The 26,988-nt window shown below is 53.0% G+C and carries 22 protein-coding genes; all 22 read left to right on the forward strand.

The annotated features are described in order from the left end of the window. Positions 1 to 299: 299 nt before the first annotated feature. The 22 genes from gyrA (at position 300) to ABWL43_RS08215 (ending at position 26,981) form a co-directional block, all read left to right on the forward strand. Positions 300 to 2,957 (forward strand): DNA gyrase subunit A, encoded by a 2,658-nt coding sequence (gyrA, locus tag ABWL43_RS08110; protein WP_145163138.1) that lies wholly within the window; start codon positions 300 to 302, stop codon positions 2,955 to 2,957. A 231-nt stretch (positions 2,958 to 3,188) separates the two neighbouring features. Beyond that, positions 3,189 to 4,274: a 3-phosphoserine/phosphohydroxythreonine transaminase gene (serC, locus tag ABWL43_RS08115; protein ID WP_145163139.1), complete on the forward strand. Its 1,086-nt coding sequence runs from the start codon at positions 3,189 to 3,191 to the stop codon at positions 4,272 to 4,274. After that, on the forward strand, positions 4,274 to 5,368 hold the full coding sequence (gene pheA, locus ABWL43_RS08120; protein WP_053132458.1) for a prephenate dehydratase: 1,095 nt from the start codon (positions 4,274 to 4,276) through the stop codon (positions 5,366 to 5,368). The genes serC and pheA overlap by 1 nt, the downstream gene beginning before the upstream one ends. Before the next feature lie 9 nt (positions 5,369 to 5,377). Then, a complete protein-coding gene (gene hisC / locus ABWL43_RS08125) occupies positions 5,378 to 6,490 on the forward strand; it encodes a histidinol-phosphate transaminase (RefSeq protein WP_404487400.1) in 1,113 nt (370 codons plus the stop codon). A 28-nt stretch (positions 6,491 to 6,518) separates the two neighbouring features. Beyond that, a complete protein-coding gene (locus tag ABWL43_RS08130; protein WP_404488377.1) occupies positions 6,519 to 8,729 on the forward strand; it encodes a bifunctional prephenate dehydrogenase/3-phosphoshikimate 1-carboxyvinyltransferase in 2,211 nt (736 codons plus the stop codon). After that, positions 8,726 to 9,415, forward strand: coding sequence for a (d)CMP kinase (cmk, locus tag ABWL43_RS08135; protein WP_145163144.1), 690 nt, complete (start codon positions 8,726 to 8,728; stop codon positions 9,413 to 9,415). The genes ABWL43_RS08130 and cmk overlap by 4 nt, the downstream gene beginning before the upstream one ends. Positions 9,416 to 9,534: 119 nt before the next feature. Continuing rightward, positions 9,535 to 11,229 (forward strand): 30S ribosomal protein S1, encoded by a 1,695-nt coding sequence (gene rpsA / locus ABWL43_RS08140; RefSeq protein WP_064451489.1) that lies wholly within the window; start codon positions 9,535 to 9,537, stop codon positions 11,227 to 11,229. A gap of 163 nt (positions 11,230 to 11,392) precedes the next feature. Next, complete coding sequence (locus ABWL43_RS08145) at positions 11,393 to 11,677, forward strand: hypothetical protein (RefSeq protein ID WP_242193867.1); 285 nt, start codon at positions 11,393 to 11,395, stop codon at positions 11,675 to 11,677. A gap of 132 nt (positions 11,678 to 11,809) precedes the next feature. Further along, a complete protein-coding gene (gene ihfB / locus ABWL43_RS08150; RefSeq protein ID WP_003218804.1) occupies positions 11,810 to 12,106 on the forward strand; it encodes an integration host factor subunit beta in 297 nt (98 codons plus the stop codon). A gap of 24 nt (positions 12,107 to 12,130) precedes the next feature. Then, positions 12,131 to 12,376, forward strand: coding sequence for an alkaline shock response membrane anchor protein AmaP (locus tag ABWL43_RS08155; protein WP_262207590.1), 246 nt, complete (start codon positions 12,131 to 12,133; stop codon positions 12,374 to 12,376). Positions 12,377 to 13,339: 963 nt separating this feature from the next. Next, on the forward strand, positions 13,340 to 14,470 hold the full coding sequence (locus ABWL43_RS08160) for a DegT/DnrJ/EryC1/StrS family aminotransferase (RefSeq protein WP_404487401.1): 1,131 nt from the start codon (positions 13,340 to 13,342) through the stop codon (positions 14,468 to 14,470). Between the two features lie 2 nt (positions 14,471 to 14,472). After that, a complete protein-coding gene (locus ABWL43_RS08165) occupies positions 14,473 to 15,732 on the forward strand; it encodes an O-antigen translocase (RefSeq protein WP_404487402.1) in 1,260 nt (419 codons plus the stop codon). Positions 15,733 to 15,745: 13 nt separating this feature from the next. Continuing rightward, positions 15,746 to 17,194, forward strand: a complete 1,449-nt coding sequence (locus ABWL43_RS08170) for a hypothetical protein (RefSeq protein WP_262207595.1) — start codon at positions 15,746 to 15,748, stop codon at positions 17,192 to 17,194. A gap of 278 nt (positions 17,195 to 17,472) precedes the next feature. Then, a complete protein-coding gene (locus ABWL43_RS08175) occupies positions 17,473 to 18,426 on the forward strand; it encodes a hypothetical protein (RefSeq protein ID WP_404487403.1) in 954 nt (317 codons plus the stop codon). Next, positions 18,401 to 19,294, forward strand: a complete 894-nt coding sequence (locus ABWL43_RS08180; protein WP_404487404.1) for a hypothetical protein — start codon at positions 18,401 to 18,403, stop codon at positions 19,292 to 19,294. Before ABWL43_RS08175 ends, ABWL43_RS08180 begins: the two co-directional genes overlap by 26 nt. Further along, positions 19,275 to 19,964 carry a DapH/DapD/GlmU-related protein gene (locus tag ABWL43_RS08185; protein ID WP_242193853.1) on the forward strand — a complete coding sequence of 230 codons (690 nt, stop codon included), beginning with the start codon at positions 19,275 to 19,277 and terminating at the stop codon, positions 19,962 to 19,964. Before ABWL43_RS08180 ends, ABWL43_RS08185 begins: the two co-directional genes overlap by 20 nt. Before the next feature lie 10 nt (positions 19,965 to 19,974). Further along, positions 19,975 to 21,069, forward strand: coding sequence for a glycosyltransferase family 4 protein (locus tag ABWL43_RS08190; RefSeq protein WP_404487405.1), 1,095 nt, complete (start codon positions 19,975 to 19,977; stop codon positions 21,067 to 21,069). After that, complete coding sequence (locus ABWL43_RS08195) at positions 21,059 to 22,165, forward strand: DUF1972 domain-containing protein (protein ID WP_404487406.1); 1,107 nt, start codon at positions 21,059 to 21,061, stop codon at positions 22,163 to 22,165. Before ABWL43_RS08190 ends, ABWL43_RS08195 begins: the two co-directional genes overlap by 11 nt. A gap of 2 nt (positions 22,166 to 22,167) precedes the next feature. Beyond that, a complete protein-coding gene (locus ABWL43_RS08200) occupies positions 22,168 to 23,178 on the forward strand; it encodes a UDP-glucose 4-epimerase family protein (RefSeq protein WP_404487407.1) in 1,011 nt (336 codons plus the stop codon). Next, positions 23,171 to 24,283 carry an acyltransferase family protein gene (locus tag ABWL43_RS08205; RefSeq protein ID WP_404487408.1) on the forward strand — a complete coding sequence of 371 codons (1,113 nt, stop codon included), beginning with the start codon at positions 23,171 to 23,173 and terminating at the stop codon, positions 24,281 to 24,283. Before ABWL43_RS08200 ends, ABWL43_RS08205 begins: the two co-directional genes overlap by 8 nt. 20 nt (positions 24,284 to 24,303) lie before the next feature. Next, positions 24,304 to 24,864 carry a sugar transferase gene (locus ABWL43_RS08210; protein WP_262207603.1) on the forward strand — a complete coding sequence of 187 codons (561 nt, stop codon included), beginning with the start codon at positions 24,304 to 24,306 and terminating at the stop codon, positions 24,862 to 24,864. Between the two features lie 119 nt (positions 24,865 to 24,983). Then, positions 24,984 to 26,981, forward strand: a complete 1,998-nt coding sequence (locus tag ABWL43_RS08215; protein ID WP_242193844.1) for a nucleoside-diphosphate sugar epimerase/dehydratase — start codon at positions 24,984 to 24,986, stop codon at positions 26,979 to 26,981. Positions 26,982 to 26,988 lie beyond the last annotated feature (7 nt).

Consider the following 26,988-nt stretch of genomic DNA (forward strand, 5'->3'; position numbering starts at 1 on the left):
GATCTGCCCTCAAAAAACAGCACCACCCTACCTCTGAGCCCCTCTCGTCGCCCTCAGGCCCGTCATCCGTCAACTAACTATGCTCCATGCGCATCTGGGGGATAGGTGCGTGGCGGCGATTGTGATAACATCCGGCGGTTTCCAGGGCTGCCTCAAGGGGCTGCCCATAACGTGCAGATCCGTGTCATAACTCGTTGATTTGTCGTAAGTCGTTGTCAGGCACTCTGTCGGCAGCGGCGAGCTTCGTTCGTCCCATAGGATGTGACGAGGTTTCACCCGAAAAAGGAATCAGGCTTCTCATGGGCGAACTGGCCAAAGAAATCCTCCCGGTCAATATCGAAGACGAGCTGAAACAGTCCTACCTCGACTACGCGATGAGCGTAATTGTCGGTCGAGCACTGCCTGATGCGCGCGATGGCTTGAAGCCCGTGCACCGGCGTGTGCTGTTCGCGATGAGCGAGCTGGGTAACGACTGGAACAAGCCGTACAAGAAATCTGCCCGTGTTGTCGGTGACGTGATCGGTAAGTATCACCCTCACGGCGACACTGCGGTGTACGACACCATCGTTCGGATGGCGCAGCCGTTTTCCCTGCGCTACCTGCTGGTAGACGGCCAGGGCAACTTCGGTTCGGTCGACGGCGACAACGCTGCGGCCATGCGATACACCGAAGTGCGCATGACCAAGCTGGCGCACGAGCTGCTGGCCGACCTGCACAAAGAAACCGTGGACTGGGTGCCGAACTACGACGGCACCGAAATGATCCCGGCCGTCATGCCGACCAAGATCCCCAACCTGCTGGTCAACGGCTCCAGCGGTATCGCCGTCGGCATGGCGACCAACATCCCGCCACACAACCTCGGTGAAGTCATCGACGGTTGCCTGGCCCTCATCGACAACCCTGAGCTGACCGTCGATGAGCTGATGCAATACATCCCCGGTCCGGACTTCCCGACCGCCGCGATCATCAACGGTCGCGCCGGCATCATCGAAGCCTACCGCACCGGTCGCGGCCGCATTTACATGCGCGCCCGCTCGATCATCGAAGACATCGACAAGGTCGGTGGCCGTCAGCAGATCGTCATCACCGAACTGCCTTACCAGTTGAACAAGGCGCGTCTGATCGAGAAGATCGCCGAGCTGGTTAAAGAGAAGAAGCTGGAAGGCATCACCGAGCTGCGCGACGAGTCCGACAAAGACGGTATGCGCGTAGTGATCGAACTGCGTCGTGGCGAAGTGCCTGAGGTGATCCTCAACAACCTCTACGCCCAGACCCAGCTGCAAAGCGTGTTTGGCATCAACGTGGTTGCACTGATCGACGGCCGTCCGCGCATCCTGAACCTCAAGGATCTGCTGGAAGCCTTCGTGCGTCACCGCCGCGAAGTGGTTACCCGCCGTACCGTGTTCGAACTGCGTAAAGCGCGCGAACGTGGTCACATCCTGGAAGGCCAGGCCGTTGCCCTGTCGAACATCGACCCGGTCATCGCCCTGATCAAGGCTTCGCCGACGCCGTCGGAAGCTAAAGAAGCGCTGATCAAGATGCCGTGGGAATCCAGCGCTGTTGTGGCGATGGTTGAGCGCGCCGGCGCCGATTCGTGCCGCCCCGAGACCCTCGACCCGCAATACGGTCTGCGTGACGGCAAGTACTTCCTGTCGCCGGAACAGGCCCAGGCCATTCTGGAACTGCGCCTGCACCGCCTGACCGGTCTGGAGCACGAGAAGCTGCTGGCCGAGTACCAGGAAATCCTCAACCAGATCGGCGAGTTGATCCGCATCCTCAGCAGCGCCGTGCGCCTGATGGAAGTGATCCGCGAAGAACTGGAAGTGATCCGCGCCGAATACGGCGATGTGCGTCGCACCGAAATCCTTGATGCGCGCCTCGACCTGACCCTGGGTGACATGATCCCGGAAGAAGAGCGCGTGGTGACCATCTCCCACGGTGGCTATGCCAAGACCCAGCCGTTGGCTGCGTACCAGGCCCAGCGTCGTGGTGGTAAAGGCAAATCGGCTACCGGCGTGAAGGATGAGGACTACATTGCTCACCTGCTGGTCGCCAACAGCCACACCACGCTGCTGCTGTTCTCCAGCAAAGGCAAAGTGTACTGGCTGAAAACCTACGAAATCCCGGAAGCCTCGCGTGCCGCCCGTGGTCGCCCGTTGGTCAACCTGCTGCCGCTGGACAGTGATGAATACATCACCACCATGCTGCCGGTCGAGGAATACACCGAAGGTCACTTCATCTTCATGGCCACCGCCAAAGGCACCGTGAAGAAGACCCCGCTGGAATCCTTCAGCCGTCAGCGCAGCGTGGGCCTGATCGCCCTGGAGCTGGACGAAGGCGACGTGCTGATCTCCGCTGCCATCACCGACGGCGAGCGTGAAGTCATGCTGTTCTCCGACGGCGGCAAAGTGACGCGCTTCAAGGAATCCGACGTGCGTGCCATGGGCCGTACCGCCCGCGGTGTGCGCGGCATGCGTCTGCCAGAAGGGCAGAAGCTGATTTCGATGCTGATTCCGGAAGAAGGCAGCCAGATCCTCACCGCTTCGGCGCGTGGTTATGGCAAGCGCACTGCGATCACCGAGTTCCCGGAGTACAAGCGTGGCGGCCAGGGCGTTATCGCCATGGTCAGCAACGATCGCAACGGCCGTCTGGTCGGCGCGGTCCAGGTGCTCGATGGCGAGGAAATCATGCTGATTTCCGACCAGGGCACCCTGGTGCGTACCCGTGTGGCCGAAGTGTCGAGCCTGGGCCGTAACACCCAGGGTGTGACCCTGATCAAGCTGGCCAAGGATGAAAAACTGGTCGGCCTGGAGCGTGTGCAGGAACCGTCGGAAGTCGAAGGCGAAGAGCTGGAAGAAGGTGAAGAGTTCGACGGCGAGGTGATCGCAGCTGGCGATGACAACGTCGACGAGCCAACCCTCGATGCTGCCGCAGACGAAGAAGAACCGCAGGAATAAGCGGACACACAGGGGGCGGATGAAGATTCGCCCCCTTGTTGTTTGTCCGAACGGAAATATCGACAGCTGTGGAGATCGAGTGTGGGAGCGGGCTTGCTCGCGAAAGCGGACTGACATTCACCAGAGATGTCGCCTGTTGGATCGCTTTCGCGAGCAAGCCCGCTCCCACATTGGATTGGGTGTCGGCTGATATGTTTGTGTGACTACCACCAGATCAGAGTGAGATTGGATGTGAGCAAGAGAGCCTATAACTTCTGTGCCGGTCCCGCGGCGCTTCCTGAAGCAGTCCTGCAGCGCGCGCAGGGTGAACTCCTCGACTGGCATGGAAAAGGCCTCTCCGTGATGGAAATGAGCCATCGCAGCGATGAGTTCGTGTCCATTGCCACCAAGGCCGAGCAGGATCTGCGCGACTTGCTGGACATCCCCTCCCACTACAAAGTGCTGTTCCTGCAAGGCGGCGCGAGCCAGCAGTTTGCTCAACTGCCGCTGAACCTGCTGCCCGAAGACGGCACGGCCGACTATATCGATACCGGTATCTGGGGCCAGAAGGCCATTGAAGAGGCTTCCCGTTACGGTCACGTCAACGTGGCGGGCACTGCCAAGCCTTATGACTACTTCGCCATCCCTGGTCAGAACGAGTGGAAGCTCTCGAAAGACGCGGCCTATGTTCACTACGTAGCGAACGAAACCATCGGCGGCCTGGAGTTCGACTGGGTGCCGGAAGTGGGCGATGTGCCGTTGGTGTGCGACATGTCCTCGGACATCCTCTCGCGTCCGATCGATGTGTCCAAGTACGGCATGATCTACGCCGGGGCGCAGAAGAACATCGGCCCGAGCGGCATCCTGGTCAACATCATCCGTGAAGACCTGCTGGGTCGCGCCCGTTCGGTGTGCCCGACCATGCTCAACTACAAGGTCGCGGCCGATAACGGCTCGATGTACAACACGCCGCCGGCGTTCGCCTGGTACCTGTCTGGCCTGGTGTTCGAGTGGCTCAAAGAGCAGGGCGGTGTCGCCGCCATGGGCAAGCTCAACGAAGAGAAGAAGCGCACCCTGTACGACTTCATCGACGCCAGCGGCCTGTACAGCAACCCGATCAACCTGACCGACCGCTCGTGGATGAACGTGCCGTTCCGTCTGGCTGATGATCGCCTGGACAAGCCATTCCTGGCCGGCGCCGACGAGCGCGGCCTGCTGAACCTCAAGGGCCACCGTTCGGTCGGTGGCATGCGCGCCTCCATCTACAACGCTGTCGACATCAACGCGATCCACGCGCTGGTTGCCTACATGGCAGAGTTCGAAAAGGAACACGGCTAATGTCTGAGCAAGAACTCAAGGCCCTGCGTGTACGCATTGACAGCCTGGACGAGAAAGTCTTGGAGCTGATCAGTGAGCGCGCGCGGTGCGCCCAGGAAGTGGCACGGGTAAAAATGGCATCCCTGGCTGAAGGCGAAGTACCGGTTTTCTACCGGCCTGAGCGTGAAGCGCAGGTGCTCAAGCGCGTGATGGAGCGCAACAAGGGGCCATTGGGCAACGAAGAAATGGCGCGGTTGTTCCGTGAAATCATGTCCTCGTGCCTGGCGCTGGAGCAGCCGCTGAAAGTGGCTTACCTCGGCCCTGAAGGCACCTTCACCCAAGCGGCGGCCATGAAACATTTCGGCCACGCGGTGATCAGCAAGCCAATGGCGGCGATTGACGAAGTGTTCCGTGAAGTGGCGGCCGGTGCGGTGAACTTTGGCGTGGTGCCGGTGGAAAACTCCACCGAAGGCGCGGTCAACCACACGCTGGACAGCTTCCTTGAGCACGACATGGTGATTTGCGGCGAAGTCGAGCTGCGTATCCACCACCACTTGCTGGTGGGCGAGAGCACCAAGACCGACAGCATCAGCCGCATCTACTCCCACGCCCAATCCCTGGCCCAGTGCCGCAAGTGGCTGGACGCACATTACCCGAATGTCGAGCGCGTGGCGGTGTCCAGCAACGCCGAAGCGGCCAAGCGGGTCAAGGGTGAGTGGAATTCGGCAGCAATCGCTGGCGATATGGCAGCGGGCCTGTATGGCCTGACGCGCCTGGCCGAGAAAATCGAGGACCGCCCGGACAACTCCACGCGCTTCTTGATGATTGGCAGCCAGGAAGTGCCGCCGACCGGCGACGACAAGACTTCGATCATTGTCTCCATGAGCAACAAGCCCGGCGCGCTGCATGAGCTGCTGGTGCCGTTCCACGACAACGGGATTGACCTGACGCGAATCGAGACACGCCCTTCGCGCAGCGGTAAATGGACTTATGTGTTCTTTATCGACTTCATCGGCCATCACCGCGACCCACTGGTCAAGGGCGTGCTGGAGAAAATCAGTCAGGAAGCCGTGGCACTCAAGGTGCTGGGCTCTTACCCGAAAGCGGTTTTGTGAGGCTTTAACATGAGTGGCAACTTCCTCGCCCTGGCTCAGCCGGGCGTGCAACAACTGTCGCCTTACGTTCCAGGCAAGCCTGTGGACGAGCTGGCGCGTGAGTTGAACCTGGATCCGTCGAAGATCGTCAAGCTGGCCAGTAACGAAAACCCGCTGGGCCCGAGTCCCAAGGTATTGGTGGCGATTCGTGACGAGTTGGCTGAGCTGACCCGCTACCCGGACGGTAATGGTTTTGCCCTCAAGTCTCTGCTGGCGCAAAACTGCCGGGTCGAGCTGAACCAGGTGACCCTGGGCAACGGCTCCAACGACATTCTTGAATTGGTCGGCCGTGCTTACCTGGCGCCTGGCTTGAATGCGGTATTCAGCGAGCACGCGTTTGCCGTGTACCCGATCGTCACTCAGGCAGTCGGCGCCGACGCGCGTGTTATTCCGGCCAAGGACTGGGGGCACGACCTGCCGGCCATGCTGGCGGCCATCGACGCCCAGACCCGTGTGGTGTTTATCGCCAACCCGAATAACCCGACCGGCACCTGGTTCGATGCGCAAGCGTTGAACGACTTCCTGCAAGACGTGCCGGAGCATGTGCTGGTGGTGCTGGACGAGGCCTACATCGAGTACGCAGAAGGCAGCGACCTGCCGGATGGTCTGGATTTTCTCGCGGCTTACCCGAACCTGCTGGTGTCGCGCACCTTCTCCAAGGCCTACGGCCTGGCGTCGTTGCGGGTTGGCTACGGCTTGTCGACGGCGGTGGTGGCTGACGTGCTGAACCGCGTGCGCCAACCGTTCAACGTCAACAGCCTTGCCTTGGCGGCGGCGTGTGCGGCGGTGAAAGATGCCGAGTACCTGGAAGAAGGTCGTCGCATCAACGAAAGCGGCATGCTGCAACTGCAGGAAGGTTTTCGTGAGCTGGGTCTGGGCTGGATTCCATCCAAGGGCAACTTTATTTGTGTCGATCTTGCTCAAGTCGCCGCCCCGGTGTTCCAGGGGCTGCTGCGCGAAGGCGTGATCGTGCGCCCGGTGGCCAACTACGGCATGCCGAACCACCTGCGTATCACCATCGGATTGCCGGCGGAAAACAGCCGCTTCCTGGAGGCGTTGGCCAAGGTTCTGGCTCGTGGTTGATGTCACTGCATTGCAACCTGCTGTGCCTATGATCGGTCGCCTGGTGGTGGTGGGTCTGGGATTGATCGGCGGCTCGTTTGCCAAAGGCCTGCGTGAAAGCGGGCTGTGCCGCGAAGTGGTCGGTGTGGACCTGGACCCGCAATCGCGCAAGTTGGCGGTTGAGTTGGGCGTGGTGGATCGCTGTGAAGCAGACTTGGCGCTGGCTTGCCAGGGTGCGGACGTGATCCAGCTCGCGGTGCCGATTCTGGCGATGGAGAAGCTGCTGGCCTTGCTGGCCGGCATGGGCTTGGGGCAGGCGATTCTCACGGATGTCGGCAGTGCCAAGGGCAACGTGGTGCGCGCGGCGCAACGGGCGTTTGGCGGCATGCCGGCGCGTTTTGTGCCGGGCCACCCGATTGCCGGTTCCGAGCAAAGTGGTGTCGAGGCGTCCAATGCGCAGTTGTTCCGTCGTCATAAAGTGATCCTGACGCCGCTTGAGCAAACCGACCCGGCCGCCTTGGCTGTGGTCGATCGCCTGTGGCGTGAACTGGGTGCGGATGTCGAGCACATGCAGGTCGAGCGTCACGACGAAGTGCTGGCGGCGACCAGCCATTTGCCGCATTTGCTGGCTTTTGGCTTGGTGGATTCGCTGGCTAAACGTAACGAGAATCTCGATATTTTCCGCTACGCCGCTGGTGGTTTCCGCGATTTCACGCGTATTGCCGGCAGTGATCCAGTGATGTGGCATGACATCTTCCTTGCCAATCGCGAGGCGGTGTTGCGCACCCTGGACACCTTCCGCAGCGACCTCGACGCCTTGCGCGACGCGGTGGATGCCGGGGACGGCCATCAATTACTGGGCGTGTTCACCCGTGCGCGGGTGGCGCGTGAGCACTTCAGCAAAATTCTGGCGCGCCGGGCCTATATGGAAACTGCTGTGAACGCCGATGAGCAGACCTTCCTCGCCAACCCGGGTGGCCGCCTGAGCGGACAGATTCGGATGCCGGGCGACAAGTCGATCTCCCATCGCTCGATCATGCTCGGCTCACTGGCTGATGGCGTGACAGAGGTTGAAGGTTTCCTTGAGGGCGAAGATGCCCTGGCGACCTTGCAGGCGTTTCGCGACATGGGCGTGGTGATTGAAGGGCCGCACCATGGGCGCGTGATCATCCATGGCGTTGGCCTGCATGGCTTGAAGCCGGCGCCGGGGCCGATCTACCTGGGCAACTCCGGAACGTCGATGCGCCTGTTGTCCGGCTTGCTGGCGGCGCAGCGCTTCGACAGTGTGTTGACCGGCGATGCTTCGCTGTCCAAGCGCCCGATGAGCCGCGTGGCCAAGCCACTGCGCGAAATGGGCGCGGTGATTGAAACCGGGCCGGAAGGGCGTCCGCCGTTGACCATTCGCGGAGGTCAGGCATTAAAAGGCTTGACCTATACGCTGCCAATGGCCAGCGCGCAGGTCAAATCCTGCCTGTTGCTGGCGGGTTTGTATGCCGAGGGTAAAACCTCGGTGACCGAGCCTGCACCGACCCGTGACCACACCGAACGAATGCTGCGCGGCTTCGGTTATCCGGTGCAGGTGCAGGGCGCTACGGCGTCGGTTGAGTCGGGCCATGCGTTGACCTCCACGCATATTGAAGTGCCGGGGGACATTTCTTCTTCTGCATTCTTCCTGGTCGCGGCGTCGATTGCCGAGGGTTCCGAGCTGTTGCTGGAGCATGTGGGGATCAATCCGACACGGACCGGTGTGATCGATATCCTGCGGCTGATGGGCGCGGACATCACGCTGGAAAACCTGCGTGAAGTCGGCGGTGAACCAGTCGCCGATTTGCGCGTGCGTGCTGCTGCGCTGAACGGCATCGAGATTCCTGAGGCGTTGGTGCCGCTGGCGATTGATGAGTTTCCGGTGTTGTTCATCGCGGCGGCCTGTGCTCAGGGCCGTACCGTGTTGCGCGGCGCTGCAGAGCTGCGCGTGAAGGAATCCGACCGTATCCAGGTAATGGCCGACGGTCTGCTGGCGTTGGGCGTGAAGTGTGAACCGACACCCGATGGGATTATCATTGACGGTGGCCTGATAGGCGGCGGCGAGGTGCATTCCCATGGCGATCACCGGATTGCCATGGCCTTCAGTGTGGCGTCCCTGCGGGCGACAGCGCCGATTCGTATCCGTGACTGTGCCAATGTGGCTACATCTTTTCCGAACTTTCTTACACTGTGTGCCCATGTCGGCATTCGTGTTGCCCAAGAGGCTCAATTGTGAATATCAAAGCACCGGTGATTACCATCGACGGGCCAAGCGGCTCGGGCAAAGGCACGATTGCCGGCATTTTGGCCAAGCGCCTGGGCTGGTGCCTGCTGGATTCCGGCGCGCTGTACCGTTTGCTGGCCTTTGCCGCGCGTAACCACGGCGTCGACCTGACCAACGAAGAATCCTTGAAGCTGCTGGCGGCGCATCTTGATGTGCAGTTTGTCGGCGCGACGGAAGGTCATCCGCAACGCATCATCCTCGAAGGCGACGATGTGACCGATGATCTGCGTAACGAACAAGTTGGCTCCTGGGCCTCCCAGGTTGCCGCGCTGCCGGCCGTGCGCGACGCGCTGCTGCAGCGCCAGCGGGCGTTTCAGGAACCGCCGGGCCTGGTCGCGGATGGTCGCGACATGGGCACCGTGGTGTTTCCAGACGCGCCGTTGAAGATTTTCCTGACCGCCAGCGCCGAAGAGCGGGCGCGCCGCCGTTACTTGCAGTTGAAGGGCAAAGTCGATGGTGTTAGTCTGTCGAGTCTGCTAGATGAGATCCGTGCACGCGATGAGCGTGATACCCAGCGTGCGGTAGCCCCGCTCAAGCCGGCGGCTGACGCCATACAGCTGGATTCCACGGAGTTATCCATCGAGCAGGTGCTGGAACGCATCTTGAGTGAAATCGCCATTCGCGATATCACCGGGTGACCAAGAAGGCTGCAGGGGACCAGTCATAGTCCTGCGGTGCTTCTTTTAATTGAAACTGACCCACACCGTCTGGGGTGTGGAGATGGGCGTATTCTTCGCCCTTATCAACAGGAATTAAAATGAGCGAAAGCTTTGCGGAACTCTTTGAAGAAAGCCTAAAAACCCTGAACCTTCAGGCAGGCTCCATCATCACCGGTGTTATCGTTGATATCGATTACCAAGCTCGCTGGGTAACCGTTCACGCTGGTCTGAAGTCTGAAGCTCTGATCCCGCTGGAACAGTTCTACAACGATGCTGGTGACCTGACTATCAATGTCGGTGACGAAGTTCACGTTGCTCTGGACTCGGTTGAAGACGGTTTCGGTGAAACCAAGCTGTCCCGTGAAAAAGCCAAGCGCGCTGAATGCTGGATTGTTCTCGAAGCAGCCTTCGCAGCTGAAGAAGTGGTCAAGGGCGTTATCAACGGTAAGGTTAAAGGCGGCTTCACTGTCGACGTTAACGGCATCCGTGCGTTCCTGCCAGGTTCTTTGGTCGACGTTCGTCCAGTGCGCGACACCACGCACCTGGAAGGCAAAGAACTCGAATTCAAGGTCATCAAACTCGACCAGAAGCGCAACAACGTTGTCGTTTCCCGTCGCAGCGTCCTGGAAGCAGAGAACTCCGCCGAGCGTGAAGCTCTGCTGGAATCCCTGCAGGAAGGCCAACAAGTCAAAGGTATCGTCAAGAACCTCACCGATTACGGCGCATTCGTCGATCTGGGTGGCGTCGATGGCCTGCTGCACATTACCGACATGGCTTGGAAGCGTATCAAGCATCCTTCTGAAATCGTCAACGTTGGCGACGAGATCGATGTCAAGGTTCTGAAGTACGATCGTGAGCGTAACCGCGTTTCCCTGGGCTTGAAGCAGCTGGGCGAAGATCCATGGGTTGCTATCAAAGCTCGTTACCCAGAAAGCACTCGCGTAACCGCGCGTGTTACCAACCTGACCGACTACGGCTGCTTCGCAGAGCTGGAAGAAGGCGTGGAAGGCCTGGTACACGTTTCCGAAATGGACTGGACCAACAAAAACATCCACCCTTCGAAAGTCGTACAAGTCGGCGACGAAGTGGAAGTTATGGTTCTGGACATCGACGAAGAGCGTCGTCGTATCTCCCTGGGCATCAAGCAGTGCAAATCTAACCCATGGGAAGATTTCTCTGGCCAGTTCAACAAGGGCGATAAAATCTCCGGCACCATCAAGTCGATCACCGATTTCGGTATCTTCATTGGTCTGGACGGCGGCATCGACGGCCTGGTTCACCTGTCCGACATCTCCTGGAACGAAGTTGGCGAAGAAGCTGTTCGTCGTTTCAAGAAGGGCGACGAGCTGGACACCGTTATCCTGTCGGTTGACCCAGAGCGCGAGCGCATCTCCCTGGGTATCAAGCAACTGGAAAGCGATCCGTTCTCCGAGTACGTTCAAGAGAACGACAAAGGCGCAATCGTTAAAGGCACTGTGAAAGAAGTTGACGCTAAAGGCGCCATCATCACTCTGGCCGACGATATCGAAGCGACTCTGAAAGCCTCCGAAATCAGCCGTGACCGCGTTGAAGACGCACGTAACGTTCTGAAAGAAGGCCAGGAAGTAGAAGCCAAGATCATCAGCGTTGACCGCAAGAGCCGTGTAATCCAGCTCTCCATCAAGTCGAAAGACGAGATCGAAGAGAAAGAAGCCATTCAGAGCCTGCGCGACAAGCCGGCCTCTTCTGAGCCTTCTGCTGGTCCTACCACTCTGGGCGACCTGCTGCGTGCACAGATGGAAAAACAGAACTAAGTTCTGTCAGACCATAGAAAAAGGGCGACTTCGGTCGCCCTTTTTTGTGCCTGAAATTCGTTGAATCAATACCGAGAACCAAGGTGCGCAGCACAGTGTCAGAACTGGCTATAGTTTTATTAAAAGCACGGTTGTCAGCGATGTTGTTTCAATAAGGATTTCGATGAACAAGTTTATTTTAATTTTCGCCGCAGTCATGCTTGCCGGCTGCTCTACCACCAGCGCCAAAACTCACGTCAAGCGCGGTGTCAGTGGTATCGAGGTCGACTGCTCGGGCCTTGGTGGCAATTGGAGCAAGTGCGAGAAGCGCGCTGCCCGCGAATGCAAGATGCAAGGCTATAAGGTCATCACCCGATCCAGCGATGCCAAGGACGAAGAGGGCGACTATCCGTTCGGCTGGAATCCCGCCGGCGCTGTAACTCGCACTATGCTGGTGATCTGTAATTGAGGCTAAAAGGCGCATGTTGCGGGAGTCCGCCTGTGCAGCAGATAAGTTGTCGAGTGGGCTGTTCAAATTCATCAAGTCATGCTAAAACCTTTGAAGCGCTTTTCCTAGCTGCTTGAAAAAGAAGGGAAAAATATGACGAAGTCGGAGTTGATCGAACGAATTGTCACCCATCAAGGGCTGCTTTCATCCAAGGATGTAGAGCTGGCTATCAAGACTATGCTTGAGCAAATGTCCCAATGTTTGGCTACTGGGGATCGGATTGAGATCCGTGGCTTTGGCAGTTTCTCCTTGCATTACCGCGCACCGCGCGTCGGCCGTAACCCAAAAACCGGGCAGTCGGTCAGCCTTGATGGCAAGTTTGTACCTCACTTCAAGCCTGGAAAGGAATTGCGGGACCGGGTGAACGAAGACGAGGAAGAAGGCGTCTGAGTCTTTTTGGGGTAGGAGAAGTTTATGCGTGGGGTAAAGCGCGTTGTTCTGGTGCTGGCGGCATTGATTGTTGCGTTAGTAATTTTAGGCTTTGTGCTGGAAAACCAGCAGGGCGTGGCCCTTTCATTCCTAGGCTGGACGACTGTACAGATGCCAGTGTCGGTGTTTGTAGTGGTCGCGTTGATCATCGGGATGTTAATCGGTCCACTGTTAGGCGTTGGGCTGGCGCGTAGCCGGCGCCATAGGTCGACCTCGGCAGTGCGCGGTTAACCTCCTATCCTGATGCCAAAGGTGTGCGGTGAGGTCGTTGTCTAACCGCTAGAGCTCTATCACGTGGGCTTACGGGTCTGTAGTGCTGTAGTTAAATATCTTGAGGTATTAGCCATTCTAATGCTTCTTCTTTGAGTATTCAGTGCACCGCACTCTGATTACTCGGATATGTACTACACATATGTCTGACCTGTTAGGCGTTAGATTCAGGGTGAGCGGGACATGCTGCTGAAAGATGGCGCATAGCGCACCCTCATTTGGTAGAAGCACCAGGTCATAGATAGTGTAACAACGCCTGGAAGTGAAAAACCTCTACACTCTTCTTGCAAAACTGCCCTCTGCGCAGCTTCAACTCGTTTACCTCAAAGAAAATCTCGGTCGCTAGTGTCTCGGATGGCAGCATCTGCGGTCGCCAGTATTCCTTGTGATCGCCCTTGAATACGAAGCAAGTAGCGACTATTGCTCTGGAACGATTAACGAATCCACCGCCTTCGATCGAGCAACGGGCAAAGGAGCAGGCGTCTGGAGCGAAGACTCGGCGAGCGCGCCGTTTGGTGTGCGTATTTTCTGTAGGCTCATTATTGAAAGCTGTTGAAAGTCTTATACACCTAATAAGTTAGCGAGCTATTTAATTGGTTGCGCACTAATGGGGTGTGGCAGATCAGTACCATTGTGGGCAACTCTTTCAGCATTAGTCGCTTTTTCATCATTCAGTTTTGTTGAATTAGAGAATAGGCGCTGTATCATCAACGCCCCAGCGTTTTGTTAACACATACGCGCCCAGTTAAAGACGGAAAGTTTTGCGGATCCGATCGATCAAGCGTGACGCTTTGGAGAGATCAGGTATCGCAGCCCGGATTTCCGATCCTAGTCGGATCAAAGAGGGCATGAATTTGTGGTGGTGCAGAGACCTTCTGTGCCTTCACGCACCTAATAACGAAGCACCTACGTCAGGTATTTTTGATGATTCAATTTCTCGATCTAAAGTCATTGAACAAGGCTCTCCGTGAAGAGCTCGTCGAGGCGGCCACACGTGTCATCGACTCGGGCTGGTACATTCAGGGTGAGTTCCTCAAGCGCTTCGAGGAAGAGTTTTCCATTTATACCGGCGCCAGCCACACCGTCGGCGTTGCCAACGGCCTTGATGCTCTGACACTGACTATTCGTGCCTGGAAAGAGCTGGGAAAGCTCAAGGATGGCGATGAAGTCATTGTTCCGGCCAACACCTACATCGCAACGCTACTGGCTGTAACGGAAAACAACCTGAAGCCGGTTTTGGTCGAGCCTGACGAAAGTACCTACAATCTTTGTCCTGAGAATCTCGAGCGTGCGCTGACGACCAAAACTCGGTTGATCCTGCCGGTCCATCTCTATGGGCAACTGGCCGATATGCGCGCAATCAATACGATTGCCAAGCGTGAGAATCTACTGGTACTCGAGGACTGTGCCCAGGCTCATGGTGCGCAGATCGACGGCAGAAGTGCCGGCAACTGGGGGGATGCGTCCGGTTTCAGTTTCTACCCAGGTAAAAACCTCGGAGCGTTGGGTGACGCAGGCTCGATCACGTCCAACGATGCTGAGTTGGTGAACATGATTCAGGCTCTGCGAAACTACGGCTCACACGAAAAGTATAAGAATTTGGTGCAAGGCGTAAATAGCCGTCTGGATGAGATTCAAGCCGCAATGTTGAGCGTCAAGCTCAAGTACCTGCAGGCACAGACAGAGGCTCGTCGTCGTGTGGCAAGCCTTTATATGAATGGAATTAAAAATCCCTTGATTAAACTGCCCTTGGGCAGCGACGTCGATGTAATGAAACATTTTTCCCACGTCTGGCATCTGTTCGTGGTGCGCTCCGAGGTTCGGGAAAAACTGGTACGTCATCTCAACGCGTCGGGTATTCAAACATTAATTCACTATCCGATTCCGCCTCATCAGCAACAGGCCTATGCGAGCGCCGATTTTTATAACCAGTCGCTTCCTGTTACGGAGCGCATCCACAGCGAGGTATTGAGCCTGCCGATGAGCCCGATCATGACCGATTCAGAAGTTCACAGTGTCATTGAGGCCTGCAACGCTTTCTCTATAGACGCCTGAATATGACGCTGCTCAGAACAAGCTTCCTCAACGGTATCGCGGTCGTTATCAAGATGCTCACCTTGCTGGGCATCAATAAAATGTTGGCCATCTATGTAGGTCCATCGGGCTACGCTGCCTTAGGGCAGTTTCAGAACGCCGTGCAGATGGTAACGACGTTCTCGACAGGGGCCATCAGTACTGGTGTTACGAAGTACACTGCTGAATATCAAAATGATGAAGATGCGCAGCGCCGGGTATGGCGCACGGCGGGTACGATTGCCTGTATAGGATCTGTATTGACATCGGTGCTTATCGTTATATTCAGCAAGCCGTTGGCTGTGTGGTGTTTTAATGATGAGGCCTTATATAGCGTATTTGTCTGGTGCGCAGCCACCGTCATATTCTTTTCATTTAATACATTGCTGCTTGCGATCCTCAATGGCAAAAAAGAAATTAATCGATACATACTGGCTAATATTGGTGGAAGTCTCCTTTCTCTACTAGTCATTATCATTATGGTGAGGCAGTTTGGTCTATATGGTGCGCTGATTTCATTGGTGCTGTATCAGTCTATCGCTTTCTTCGTGACATGCCTGCTGTGTTACAAAACCGAATGGTTCCGATTTTCCAGTCTGCTCGGCAAGTTAGACAGGCAAATTGCGATCAACCTGACAAAGTTCACGGCGATGGCGCTCACGACTGCTGCATGCGTGCCCGTTAGCCATATCCTGGTGCGTAATTATCTAGGTGCGGAGTTCGGCTGGGAAACCGCCGGGTATTGGGAGGCCATGTGGCGTCTGAGTACCGCTTATCTTCTGTTAGTGACTACAACGCTGGGCTTGTATTTTTTACCCAAGTTGTCAGAGCTGGTCAATCCGCTGGATATCAAGAGAGAGATTCTTCAAGGTTATAAACTGATTCTTCCTGTCGCGATGGTCTGTGGGGTGGTGATCTATAGCTTGAGGGATTTTATTATCGGCTTGCTTTTCACCCAAGCGTTCAGTCCGATGCGGGATTTTTTCGCATGGCAGATGCTGGGAGACACGCTTAAAATTGCCAGCTGGATACTTGCTTACCTGATGCTGGGTAAGGCAATGGTTAAAATGTATATTCTCACAGAGATATTTTTTGCACTCAGTTTTTACGTGTTTACGGTGTTGCTGACGAAAGTGGGCGGTCCGGTGGGTGTTACGTGGGCTCACGCAGCTAATTACGGTATGTATTTGATAGTCATGTACTTTCTTATTTATAGAAAATTAAATAAAAATAACGCAGGATGAGGATGTTTTGCCCATGAGTCGCTTGCTATCTTCAATCCGCGATTTAATTCTAATGCAAAAAGACGTTAACAAGAGCGTCGATTTAGCGGAGGTGTATGGGGCAATATTGTGGGCGGTTGATAAAGGTATTTACGACGATCCCGAACTGGAGGAAATATTAACTGCTCGATGCATGAGTGTATTGTCAGTTGGCGAAATTCACTCGCCGTTGAAGGATTGTATCCATCTGATCTCTGAGCCGTATCTCATTGGTGGGCACACGCGGCTTATGGAACAGCTTTCGACAATGCATACGGAAAAGCCTGCTCTGCTGATAACGCGTAAAAGTGCCGAGCGTGCGATTGAGCGAACCCGAGGTTTTTTTTCCGAAAGCACCCTGATCAGTGCTTACACACCCATCGAGAAAATTGCTGAAATTATTCAATGCCTAAAACCTTATAAAAGAGTGGTGTTGCATATTCACCCAGATGATATGGTTTCTGTCATCGCATGCAAGATTCTAAAGACTGTCAGCACGACGAAGATCTATTTCGTAAACCATGCTGATCATGTGTTTACTTACGGCAGTTCGGTAGCAGATATATACTTTGAACTGAGCACGTTTGGCCGTCGTCGAGACCTGAAGAAAACGATCTCTGGAAGCAAGTCTTTTCTAGGGATTCCGTTGACTAGTAAGTTGTTATCAAAGCATCACAGCCTGCCCAATAAAAATAGCACATTAAACTTTTTCAGTGCGGCGTCGCCCTTCAAGTTTAAACCGGTCAAAGGCTATGATCTCAGGCCAGCCATACGCAAAGTGCTAGCTGAGTTTAAACACTCAACCTTCTGGGTCGTCGGCGCCAACCCGCTTACCAATACGTGGTGGTGGCCAATAAAATTGCGGTATTGGAATAGGTTTAAAGTAGTTTCCTCGTTGCCTTACGAAAGCTACCTGGCACTCTTGGAGCGCGCAGATTTTTACGTCGACAGTTACCCCACGCCGGGCGGAACTGCCTTTGCGGAGCAACTCTTCAATGGCCGCCGTTGTGTCGGGTTACGCGCGCCTATACAAGGTTATTCACCGGCCGATAATTTGAAGCGTGACAGTGTAGAGGCGTTTATTAACAGCATTTTTCAGGGGAGCAATGATAGAGCTGTTATTGCGTCAGTGCTGGCTGTTAACGGGTATGAGGCAGTTAAGTCCCGCTATCTGGCTTGTCTCTACGAAGATATCATGTGTGCCAACGAGATGGAGAAGCACGTGGCGTGGACGGGAGATATTAGCGTCTACGAGCAGCCGGGAAAAATAACGTCGGCAATTCCGCCGGAGGTCGTTTCCAGATTAATTGAATTTGATAAAAAATTTATGCGTGCTCTATTTCTCGAACTCAGCGCCACGCAAAAAATCAAAGTAGCCCTTAAGCTGGCGCGTTTGAAAATCAACGAACTTCGCTTTAAAGAAAACCGGACGGGTAAAGCATGAGGGCGTTAGGTCTACGCTTACTTCTGATAATGCTCATACTCTCGGACTACGTCATTTTAACGCTTCACGCCCCTAGTGTCGTTGGAGCCTGGCGCGAAGGTATTGTGCTAGCGTATGTTCTTCTCACTGTGCTAATCACTTTTTTCCAAGTGGGAACCCGGTATACGATTCCTCGGCGGTATAAAGAACAGCTTCTGGCCATCCTGTTTTTTGTAATATTTTATTGCATCTGCGGCGAGTTTTCCGAAGCATCGTTCCGAATATTTCGATCATTCGCCATGCCGATTCTCTTTGCGCTGATGATCAATGCAGTGTGCCTGGGTCTGGCGCTTGAAACAAAGTTGCGTATTATATTTTCCACGCTCGTCGTAATGACTTTTGTCTCAGGCGCATATGCTATTTATCAATACCTGACAATCAGCGATGCGGGACAATTCTGGTATTGGCCTCTACTGTCCGAGAAAGGTTTCGAACTGGAGATCTATAATTCGATGAGAGATGGAAATCCGAGGATGTCAGGTTTCTTTACGGGCACCCTTGAGTTTTCGGCCTTTATTTTGAACACCACGCTCTTTGCGTGTTGCCTGCTTGTGCAAGTCTTCAGGAAGAGGACCTATGATCGAAGCTTTTTCCTGTATCTGCTGGTGGCCCTGTTTTCCACTGTGCTGATTATTTATGGTTCGGTGAGGACGGCAGCTATCGGTATGGTTTCAGCTGTTTTTTTCCTGGCAGTGTTACAGTTATTACATCGAAGCATTTTTATCGGGCTTCTAGGATACAGTTATTTTATTTGCGTGACGGGATCTATTTTTCTATACCTGGCACTCGGATATACAGAGGATCTCTCCGCTCTTGACAGGGTTCGGCAGTGGTCGGTGGTACTTGAATCGCTCAATACAATGCCATTGGGTCTTGGTTTCGGGGCTATTGGGCCAGGTCAGACATATTGGTTTGACTCGCTGTGGTTGAATCTGCTGGCGTCCTCTGGTTATCTGGGCGTTGCTTTAATGCTCGGGTTGATCTGTTTCTATAGCAAGATTGTCATCGCTACTCAACAGCTGCGTATCGGGGGGAATGTATTTATCAGGGGAGTGGCTGATTATATGGTAATCAGCTACCCTTTTTTCCTTAGCAGCTTTTTCTTTCAGTCATATACAAATAGTGTAGTGCTGTACCTGTTCGCGTCAATTACAGTGGTGGTGATGTATGAGTCGAAATATCGTGCAAACTAAGATTTCGATATTGATCGTTCTTTATAAAAGGCATTATAAAGAATCTGCTGCCATCACAACATTATTGAGTAATGTCGACATCTTCGATGCGCAAGGTATCAGCGTTGAATTTTTCGTGTGGAATAATACGCCTCAATGCTCGCCGGCGTTGTCGAGCGAAAATTTGACGTGGTTTGAGGGTGATAATAACGGTTTGGCTTATATTTATAATCGCGTTGCGGACATAGCTTTTGCAGGGGGCGCAACGCATTTCATGATCTCGGATGATGATACGGATTATTCAAGCCAGAATTATGTTGAGGCGATTTCCCGAGCGCTTGAATATGAAGCCGCGTCGGCAGTTGATTTGTTTGGCGTCATGTTGCCAAAAATTTATTCAAGAGAGAAATTGGTAAGTCCGGGACTACGCTTCTGGTTCTTCGGCCGATTGTCCCACCACGTTGACAGTGGCATTAATTCATCACGTAATAAGTTGGCTATCAATAGTGGTGTGATTTTCAATAAGTCTTGTTACGAAAAAATGTCGCCGCTGTTTGATGAGCGTCTTAAGTTTTACGCGACGGATACCGCATTCTTTGTAAGGTACGAATCCTTTTATCCTCATTTTTATGTGTTGGACACTTGCCTGCAGCACGACCTTTCCGAACATACATCGGACAGCGCTGAACGAGCCATTTTTCGCTTTCAAGAAATGATCCGGGGGCTGCGCGTCATCTTTGAGCATAAGGGTTACCTCTTTCGTTGTGTCATGGAGGCCTATTTGCTTGTCTCATCGTTAAGAAAGAGCTTCTCGTATAAGAACGCAGGATTTTTCCATTCCTACTATTCGTCGTTTAAAGGAAAAAATAATGCTGATAGAATTAGTTGAATTTCTTTCTTTTAGAGTGAGAAAGCGTGGCATCAAAATTGACAAGCGTATTTCTGATGCCTATCTTTTGAATTTCGTTGTTTCAAAAGCGCTAATGGCATTTAACGGGTTTTTAAAATTCAGGAGGTTGTCAGTTATTCTTGTAGGAAAAGGCGTCACTTTAAAGGCCCGATCAATGATCACTGCAGGTAAAGGCTTGGTCATTGACGATGGATGCTTTATCGACGCATTGGCGGTCAAGGGCATTGTCTTTGGGCGGGGGGTTTCCTTAAAGAAAAATGTTACCATCGAGTGCACGGGTAGTTTGACTCAATTAGGCGAAGGGCTCTCGGTAGGCAATGATGTAGGCATCGGCAGCGGTAGTTTTTTGGGTTGCGCCGGGGGCGTTACTATAGGAAGTGACACAATCATCGGGAATTATGTTTCATTCCATTCGGAGAATCATAATTTTTCTGATCCCACACTACCTATTCGCCTTCAGGGCGTTAACAATGAAGGGATCCACATCGGCAATAATTGTTGGATAGGGGCTAAAGTGACTGTTCTGGATGGTGTTGTACTTGAGGACGGGTGCGTTGTAGCCGCAGGAGCAGTTTTGAAGGCTGGACGATACGCTGCCAATTCCATATACGCGGGCGTTCCGGCAAAGCGTATAAAAGAACGCAGCTAAAGGACTTGCAGTGAAAAAAATTATATTTTTCCACTTATTGAATGACTATAGCGGGAGCCCGAAGGTTCTTTTGCAGGTTATTGAGGCAGTGGCAAAGAAAGGCTTCGAGGCCGAATTGTATGTGGGAGGAGGCGCGGAAGGTGGTTTTCTCTCCTTAGCGCCATGCGTACAAAAGCGTTATTTTTATAAAAGATTTGAAAATAAGTATTTGACGCTGTTGAGTTATAGTCTTTCGCAGTTGATTCTGTTTATAAAATTATTACGCTATCGTCACGCCTCTGCGATTTTCTATGTCAATACGCTACTTCCCTTCGGCGCGGCGTTAGCAGGGAGATTGCTCGGCATACAGGTTATTTATCATATTCATGAAACCTCAATCCGCCCTAAACCACTAAAGCTGTTTTTGCGGTGGATGGTTGAAAGGTGCTCCAGCAGAAATATTTTCGTCTCGCGCTTTCTAGCCAAGGCTGAATGTTTTTCAAGCATAGAAAGCCGTGTGATTTATAATTCGGTTCCACAGGATATGGCGAGTAGTGGTGCGAGTCACGTATATCCCTACGCGTCGGGTAATAAATTCCGCGTGCTGATGATCTGTTCCTTAAAGTCTTATAAAGGTGTGAATGAGTTCGTACGTATAGCTGATCTGTTAAACGATCAAAAGGATATTGAATTCAGTCTGGTGCTCGGTGCCAGCGATTCTGAAGTGGACGATTTTTTTTCGACGGTCACGTTGCCTTATAACTTGACTATTATTTCCCGGTGCAAGGATGTGATTCCTTATTATCAGAGAGCGAGTGTTTTACTGAGCCTTTCGAAGCCGCAGGAGTGGGTGGAAACGTTTGGCTTGACGATTCTCGAGGCGCTTTCCTTTGGCGTACCCTGTATTGTTCCTCCGGTAGGTGGACCTGTCGAACTGGTATCGGAGGATAAGGAAGGTTATCTCATTGATTCAAATCGTGTGGAGGACATAGCCGCCAAACTGGCGTTTCTTCATAAAAATCCTGAGGTGTGCTTTCGCTTGTCTGAGGCTGCGAGAGTGAAGTCACTTAGTTTCTCAGTTGATAACTTTGAAAGTGACGTGATTGAGGTGTTTAATGGAGTTTAAGATAGCAGTGATCGGCACGGTCGGTCTCCCAGCCCAGTATGGTGGGTGGGAAACGTTATCGGAGCAATTGGTCACTTACCTGGATCGTGAATACGGGATCTCGGTCTATTGCAGCGCAACGTCATATCCAACGCGGCCTGCAAAGTATCGCAATGCCGATTTGATTTACCTTCCGTTAAAAGCTAACGGCGTGCAAAGTATTCCTTACGATATTGTCAGTATGTTACATGCCTACCGAAAGAATGATATTTTGGTGTTGCTGGGCGTTTCGGGTTGTATTGCGCTTCCTTTTTTAAAGCTGCTTACCAAGAAAAAGATTGTAGTCAATATTGACGGATACGAGTGGAAGCGCGCCAAGTGGTCGACCCTGGCGAAGAAATTCCTGAAATTTTCAGAAGCCATGGCAGTTAAATACGCCGATGCGATTGTTACCGATAATAAAGTGCTTCAGGACTATGTCCGCGATGAGTATTCACGTGAAAGTACTCTCATTGCCTACGGCGGCGATCAGGCGGCTACCAGTGCACTGGGAGAGGCGGACTTTGAGCATTATCCATTCCTTCGTAAGCCTTACGCATTCTCAGTCTGTAGGATCGAGCCGGAGAATAATATTCATATTATTCTCGAGGCCTTCAGTATGGGTTGCTTGCCGTTGGTGATTGTGGGGAACTGGAAACAAAGCGAATACGGTGTAGCGCTGCAGGATAAATACGCGAGCGTTGGGAATCTTCACTTATTGGATCCTATCTACAAAAGTGAGGAACTGAGCCCGCTGCGCAGTAACGCGACCGTCTACATTCACGGTCATAGTGCGGGTGGCACCAACCCGTCTTTGGTTGAGGCCATGTGGCTGAGCTTGCCTGTGATTGCATTCGACGTGTCTTTCAATCGTGCGTCTACCGAGGACGGTGCAAAGTTTTTTTCGTCCAGCGAGGCACTGGTCGATTGCGCGTCACGTCTTTTTGCAAATGAAACCGAGCGCGCTGCGCTGGGCGTAAAAATGCATGAGATTGCGGTGCGTCGTTATCGTTGGGAAGGCGTCTCCTCTCAATACGACAAGTTATTTAAAACGCTTCTTTCATCTGAGAGGACTTAACAGTGTTGGATGAAATTAGCGTTGGTTCCGCTGCAGGCGCGCCCACAGTGCTTCTTACAGGCGGAACGGGTTTTGTAGGGCGCTCAGTGCTGGATGCGCTGGTTAAGGCTCAGTATCAAGTGGTGAATGTAACCCGCAAGACGGACACTTCGCCGCGCCCTGGCGTGCAGGATTTTGTTATTGAGTCGTTGACCGGGGACATTGACTGGACAGCGCCACTGTCGGATGTTGACGTAGTCATTCACTCTGCCGGTCGAGCGCACATCATGAACGAAACCCATAGCAATCCGTTGCAGGCGTTTCGGGAAGTTAATGTGAACGCTACGCTCAATCTGGCTCGGCAAGCAGCTGACGCCGGCGTGCAGAGATTCATTTATATAAGCTCGGTTAAAGTCAATGGTGAAGAAACCAGCGCTGGCCGTGCGTTTACGTCAAAGGATGCCCCTGCGCCGCTCGACGATTATGGAGTGTCCAAGCTGGAGGCAGAGCAAGCGCTTTTAGAGCTGGCGCGTCACACCTCAATGGATGTCGTCATCATTCGGCCTGTCCTGGTCTATGGGCCAGGCGTGAAAGCCAATTTTGAACGAATGCTTTCTGTCGTTAACAGGAAGCTGCCACTTCCTTTTCGCACGATTGATAACCGAAGAAGCCTCGTCTTCATTGATAATTTGGTCGATCTGATTTGCGTGTGCATCAAACATCCTGCCGCGGCGAACCGTGTGTTCCTGGTAAGCGATGGCCACGATCTGTCTATTGGACAGATTCTGAAAAAGCTTGCCGTGGCAATGAACAAGCCATCCTATGTTTTTGCTTTTCCTTATGCGTTGTTGAATGTTGCAGCAGCGTTAGTCGGCAAGAAAGAGTTTTTGCAACGGTTGTGTGGTTCGCTTCAGGTCGATATCACGGACACGCGGGAATGTTTAGACTGGACACCTCCAGTCAGTATTGACGAGGCTTTTGCAATCACGGCTCGGCATTATCAAGAAAAACAGAGCGGACCGTCGCATGGGTAATTTGGCTGAGCTGCTTAAGTCCAGAGATAATAATTTCAATTTTATCCGGATGGTTGCGGCATTTTTCGTGTTGGTGTCACATTCGTTTCCGCTATCCCGAGGCGCTACCGAAGTTGAGCCGTTGATGGCTCAGCTCGGAATAACACTCGGCGGCTTGGGCGTATTCACTTTTTTTTGCATATCCGGATTTTTCATATCGCTGAGTTATGAGCGGTCCAAGACAAAGATTGATTTTGTCGTGGCCAGGTTTTTAAGGTTGTACCCTGCGCTGTTGGTGGTCTTGGTATTAAGTGCTTGGGTAATCGGTCCGTTGTTCACCGATTTTAGCGTGCACGATTATTTTTCTTCTAAAGAAGTACATAAATACATCACAGGAAATCTGAAGCTGAAGGATATTCACTTTCAGTTGCCAGGCTTGTTTCAGGACAATCCCTACCCCGGAATCAATGGTTCGTTATGGACGTTGTATTATGAGGTGCTGCTGTACGCGATGGTGTTCGCGCTCGGTGTTATCGGTTGTTTGACACATACTCGCCGGGTTTCGATATTTTTCGTGCTGTATTTTGTGTTTTATGCAGTATTTAACCTGTTGCAAAAAAATGAATACTTGATTGCAGGTTTTCAGTTTCGCACGTGGGTGCAGTGGAGCTTTGCGTTTGTTATTGGCATGGTATTTTATGCCTACCGAACCAAGGTTCAGCTGAGCGTCTGGATGTTAACCCTCAGCTGGTTGGCCGCGCTGTGTTCCTACAAGTCCCCTTTGTTCGTAGAAGTGTTCGTGATCGCATGGAGTTATTCCGTCTTTTTCGTTGCCTTCAACACCCAGTGGCTCGCACGCCAATACAATAAGCTCGGGGATTACTCTTACGGTCTGTACATATATGCTTTTCCTACCCAGGAGATCCTTGCGCACACGTGGAAAGGAATATCGCCTTTTGAAATGATTTTCGTGGCGCTTCCCGTTGCACTGGTTCCGGCTGTCCTGTCGTGGCATTTGATAGAACACCCTTGTATTCTGCGCAAAAAAGCGCTGGCGTCCTGGTTGTCCGTTTCAATCGCCAAATATTCAGGAAAGTTCGCTAAATATTCGTCTAAACGGTTGTGAATTGAAAGGTTGGTGGAAACATGAAGCGTTTTTTTGATCTAGTACTGAGCCTCTTTGCCTTGCTCATACTCTTGATCCCGATCTTGCTTGTTACGGTGGCGGTTAAATTGACGTCAAAAGGACCCGCACTGTATTGGTCTGACCGCGTAGGGGTGAACAACGTATTGTTCAGGATGCCAAAGTTTCGCTCGATGCGTATTGGTACGCCTGCTGTGGCCACGCATTTGCTGCTCGACCCGTCTAAATACTTGACGCCTATTGGCAACTTTCTAAGAAAGTCCAGCCTGGATGAATTGCCTCAGCTGTGGAGTATCATCGCAGGTGATATGAGTTTTGTAGGACCCAGACCCGCGCTTTTTAATCAGGCCGATCTGGTTGAGCTGCGCACCGAGCAAGGCGTACACCTTATCCGTCCAGGTCTTACGGGATGGGCGCAGGTCAACGGCCGTGACGAGTTGCCCATACCGGTTAAGGTTGGCTATGATGCTTTTTACGCGAAAAACATGAGTGTTCTTTTCGACCTAAAAATCTTGTTTTTAACAGCCTTGAAGGTCATCAAACGTGATGGTGTTTCACATTAATACCGTAGCAAGTGTTTGATTGGCCGATTCAGGTTGATTATACAAAGTATGTTTTTTGTTCTGCGTTGTAATGCGATCAAGAAATTTTTTTGATCTGACGCATAGGCGATAGGTGAATCATGATAAACCGGTTGCGTACGTGGCTATTGAAATTGCCTCGTCATCAAAAACGACTGATTCAAGTATTGGCGGACGTCATACTCGTATTTTTGGCACTGTGGATGGCGTTTTTAGTCCGTCTCGGAATCGACGAGATGATCAACCCGGTCAAAATGCACTTGTGGTTGTTCCTGGCGGCTCCGGTGGTTGCGATACCTCTGTTCATTCGCTTCGGTATGTACCGCGCTGTCATGCGTTATTTTGGCAACGATGCGTTGGTCGCAATTATCAAGGCGGTCAGCCTTTCTTCTTTAATCCTGGGTGTGGTCGTTTATTGGTATAGCAACCATCAGAACGTGGTGCCCCGGTCGATCATTTTCAACTATTGGTGGTTGAGTTTGATCATGGTCGGTGGCTTGCGTTTGACCATGCGTCAGTACTTTTTAGGCGATTGGTTTGCCGCTGCCCAACACGTCCCGTTTACCAGCCGTGACGATGGTCTTTCACGTGTTGCCATCTATGGCGCCGGTGCGGCGGGGAATCAGCTGGTGGCAGCGCTTCGCATGGGCCGAGTGATGCGCCCGGTTGCGTTCATTGACGATGACGCGTCTATTTCGGACCGTGTCATCTCGGGCCTCCAGGTCTATAAGCCCAAGCATATCCAGAGGATGATCGACGCTACGGGAGCACAGGAAATTCTCTTGGCAATCCCGTCCTCCAATCGCGGGCGGCGCCGGGAGATTCTCGGTTTTCTCGAAGGTTTTCCGCTACACGTTCGTAGCGTCCCGGGTTTTATGGACCTGGCCAGTGGACGGGTCAAGGTTGACGATATTCAAGAGGTCGATATTGCGGACTTGCTGGGACGTGATTCGGTGCCTGCGCAAGGCGATCTGCTTGAGCATTGCATCAAGGGGCAGAGTGTCCTGGTCACGGGGGCGGGTGGCTCGATCGGTTCAGAGCTCTGTCGGCAAATTCTGGAGCTTAAACCTAAAACCTTGCTCTTGTTTGAGCACAGCGAGTTCAATCTCTACAGTATTCTTTCAGAATTGGAACAGCGTATTACTCGTAAATCGTTACCGGTAAAACTGCTGCCTATCCTGGGTTCAGTGCGGGACCCGTCAAAGCTGCTGGATGTCATGAAGGCCTGGCGGGTCGATACCGTTTACCACGCTGCCGCCTATAAGCATGTACCCATTGTCGAGCACAACATCGCAGAGGGTGTGCTGAACAATGTCATCGGCACGCTGAACGCGGCGCAGGCGGCGGTTCAAGCGGGCGCATCGAATTTTGTGTTGATTTCCACCGACAAGGCCGTGCGTCCAACAAACGTGATGGGCAGCACCAAGCGTCTTGCCGAGTTGACCCTGCAGGCATTGAGCCGCGAACCTGCGCCCGTGCTGTTTGGGGACAAAACCAACGTGTCGCGGGTGAATAAAACCCGTTTTACGATGGTTCGATTTGGCAATGTATTAGGCTCCTCCGGTTCGGTGATCCCGCTGTTTCACAAGCAGATAAAGTCTGGCGGACCGCTGACGGTCACGCACCCGAAGATCACCCGTTACTTCATGACCATTCCTGAAGCGGCTCAGTTGGTCATTCAAGCGGGTTCCATGGGGCTTGGCGGAGATGTGTTCGTGCTGGACATGGGTGAGCCCGTCAAGATTGTCGAACTGGCTGAAAAAATGATCCATCTCTCAGGGCTGAGTGTGCGGTCCGACAAAAATCCTCACGGCGATATTGCCATTGAGTTTTCCGGTTTGCGCCCGGGCGAGAAGTTATATGAAGAGTTGCTTATCGGGGACAATGTTGTTGCAACACAACATCCGATGATCATGAGCGCTAACGAGGACTACCTGCCGTGGGAAGTGTTGAAGGTCAAGCTTTCTGAGCTACTTGCCGCAATTGATCAGGACGATTTCAGCCGGGTTCGCCAGTTGTTGCGCGACACCGTCAGTGGTTATACGCCGGATGGGGAAATTGTTGACTGGATATATCAGCAGCGTCGGCTTGAACCATGAGTTTAAA

Origin of the sequence: Pseudomonas sp. HT11, assembly GCF_044875395.1 — a bacterium.
Classification (GTDB): domain Bacteria; phylum Pseudomonadota; class Gammaproteobacteria; order Pseudomonadales; family Pseudomonadaceae; genus Aquipseudomonas.